2 protein-coding genes are annotated in these 3,119 nt (G+C 40.9%); one reads left to right on the top strand and one right to left on the bottom strand.

The window, feature by feature from the left end:
- Window positions 1-1,001, bottom strand: a 1,001-nt coding sequence (gene asd, locus VLN09_RS07985; protein WP_325245351.1) for an aspartate-semialdehyde dehydrogenase, incomplete at its 3' end; no start/stop codon positions are given.
- 443 nt (window positions 1,002-1,444) lie between these two features.
- On the opposite strand from asd, the gene VLN09_RS07980 reads away from it, so the two are divergent.
- Window positions 1,445-2,587, top strand: coding sequence for an endonuclease/exonuclease/phosphatase family protein (locus VLN09_RS07980; RefSeq protein ID WP_325245349.1), 1,143 nt, complete (start codon window positions 1,445-1,447; stop codon window positions 2,585-2,587).
- Window positions 2,588-3,119 lie beyond the last annotated feature (532 nt).

The raw sequence follows: 3,119 nt of genomic DNA, 5'->3' as shown, positions 1-3,119 counted from the left end.
GCGACAGTCAAAGTGCCCGTCACGGCAACAGGCGTTAAACGATTCATAGTGGCTTCTTTATTGTCTTCCACCACATCTAACCATGCATTACCACTATTCTTCAGTGCCGCTTCGATTTCTTCTAGCGGAATATCTTTTTTGAGTTTAATCGTTAAGCCTTGTGCATGACAACGCATTGCGCCAACGCGGACACACATGCCATCTATAGCAATCTTATCTGCTTCAGAGTTACCAAGGATTTTATTGGTTTCAACACCACCTTTCCATTCTTCGCGAGACTGCTTGTTTTCTAACTGTGAGTCGATATAAGGAATCAAACTGCCGGCTAATGGCACACCAAAGTATTGCTTAGGGAAATCTTCTGAGCGCTGAGTCTGAGCGATTTTTTTGTCAATCTCAAGAATGGCGCTGGCAGGATTGGCAAGCTCGTCTTTAACGGCATCACGCAATACACCCATGCCTTCAATAAGCTCACGCATGTTATTGGCACCAGAGCCGCTAGCTGCTTGATAAGTCATGGCGCTTACCCATTCGACCCAACCTTTATTGAACAGCTCGCCGATAGCCATTAACATTAGTGACACAGTACAGTTGCCACCGATAAAATCTTTTTTGCCTTCAGCAAGCGCACTATCAATAACGGTGCGGTTAACCGGATCAAGAATGATGATGCTGTCATCTTCCATGCGTAATGTGCTTGCCGCATCAATCCAGTAGCCAGTCCAACCACTATCACGCAGCGGCTGATGTACCTTTGAAGTGTAATCGCCACCTTGGCAGGTAATAATCACATCACAAGCGGCAAGGGCTTCAATATCATGAGCATCTTTTAGTTGGCTGGTCTTAATACCATCAAAGCTTGGCGCATCACCGCCTGCATTACTGGTTGAAAAAAATACCGGTGTAATACCGTCAAAATCTTTTTCTTCCGTCATACGTTGTAACAATACTGACCCTACCATACCGCGCCAGCCTACCAAGCCTACTTTTAAATCACTCATCAAACTTAATCCTTTTTACAATAAATTGTTGCATCGCCAACCAATAACAATGCCGTGAATAGCCCCAAAAAGCAAGGTTTTTTGATAGATTTAAAGGGTTTTGTCAGCACTATTAACTATGTTGGTTATAACTTTGAGTTATGTTATTAATCTAGCTTTGTTAATGAACTAGAAGTGATGTTAACTGTTAATAAAATAAAAACCTTACTTAATATCATAAGTACCGATGGAAGCCTTGTTATTGTAATGTTTTATAGTGTCTATTAAGTAATTAATGTTCAGTAGTAGGCGCAGGTTGTCTGGAATGTTAAAGTAAGCCATTATGCTCATTTTGCAATATTGATCATTTGTAGGATGCTTATTAAGCTACATAGATGCAGAACAGCAATAATCAACATAATCAATGGCTTAGCCATTCATTTGATAAACGGTCGATACACATTATGGATTTCTCATTTCTATATTATGGTGCACAGGGACTGGCAGGGCTCATCGCATTTGTCACTATCTGGGGTTGGTTACCACTTGATAACTGGTGGGTACGCGGTGTGGACTTCCCTCGTATTCAAATCATGATATTAGGCATTATTGCGTGGCTTGGTATGGTGGTATTTGGACCTCAATGGCAGCTAGAACAATGGCTGTTGTTTGCCACTTTGAGTATTACCTTAGTATTTCAGCTCAGAATGGTATTGCCGTATACCATGCTATGGAAAAAAGAGGTACAGAATGCCAAAGATAAGCCAGATGTTGAGGAATATCAGTTAAAAATCATGGTTTCAAATGTGTTGACTACCAATGATGATACTTATAAATTGGTTGAGTTGGTACAACAGAAACAGCCTGATATTTTGATAACTTTAGAGAGTGATGAAAAATGGGAAAAAGCGCTTAATCAAGTTGAGTCTGATTACCCTTATACGGTAAAAGTGCCTTTAGATAATTTATACGGTATGCATCTCTATTCTAAGCTTGAGCTGATAGATCCTAAGATTAAATATTTGATCATTGATGACATACCCTCTATTCATACTCAGCTACAATTGCAAGGTGGGCGCGTCATTTGGCTTTATTGCTTGCATCCGATGCCCCCTAGTCCAACGGAAGCTGATAAATCCACCACCCGTGATGCTGAGCTATTGATGGTTGGAAAGCATATTAAAGACAATGAGCAAACGGCTATATTGGCAGGCGATCTCAATGATGTTGCTTGGTCACAAACCACTCGTCGCTTTCAACGTATTTCAGGGCTACTAGATCCCCGTATCGGGCGACATTTTATCAATACCTTTCACGTCAACTATCCATTTTTACGTTGGGCATTGGATCATCTTTTCCATAGTGCTTGCTTTACGGTTATCGATATTGAGCGTTTACCCTCGATTGGCTCTGACCACTTTCCTGTGATGACAACGTTGCAATATGACCCAGAGGAGGAGAGTAATCAAGAAGGAAATGCTCCTACAGAACAAGCAGCCGACTTTAAAGAGGCGGAAAATAAAATTGAAGCAGGTAAAGAAGAGGGTTGCAAGGTATCTAAAGAACATGAAGAAGCCGAGGAGGAGTGCGATTCAAAAGAATCATAATGAGCAAAAAATACCTGCTAGATAAACAATTCAAGTGTAAGCAAATGCTTACGTCAAATAAGGTCTTTAGCCTCTATTCGCTGCACATCAATTGTCTTAGAATACACCCATCAACACAAGGATAGGCAAGGATGTAGTGTTGAGACAGCAACATTAAGACAGGTCAGCCCGCTGTCTGAACGATGACTGTTTATGACTTAGGATGAGTCAACACGGAAGAGATAATAATAACAATATGAAAAACCATAGCCCCGAACCAATCGCCCTAGGTTCGGGGCTTTTCTTTGTGTGTAAAATATTGATTTATAATTTTTTCCGTTCACGCTTGGATAGTTGTATGTCTTTTATTATCCTAAGTAAGTTACAGGAATAAGAAAAGGGTATATGCACCGGCATATACCCTCTTTATCAAAAACCGCCGTAAAACCACGTCACTTCTAGGGCGTGGATGTAAGGCGTCAGCCCTTGTCGTTTAATCTTGAATACACCTTGTCAACCAAACACGCTGAGATCATAATTACCTCATGAAAAC

The organism is Psychrobacter sp. (genome assembly GCF_035469765.1).
In the GTDB taxonomy this organism is placed as follows: Bacteria; Pseudomonadota; Gammaproteobacteria; order Pseudomonadales; family Moraxellaceae; genus Psychrobacter.
Note: the sequence above shows the minus strand (reverse complement) of the source record. Positions and strands in the feature narration are given on the sequence as shown.

Coding starts and splice junctions, on each gene's coding strand:
- VLN09_RS07980 (WP_325245349.1), top strand. CDS start 1,445: ATGGATTTCTCATTTCTATATTATGGTGCACAGGGACTGGCAGGGCTC.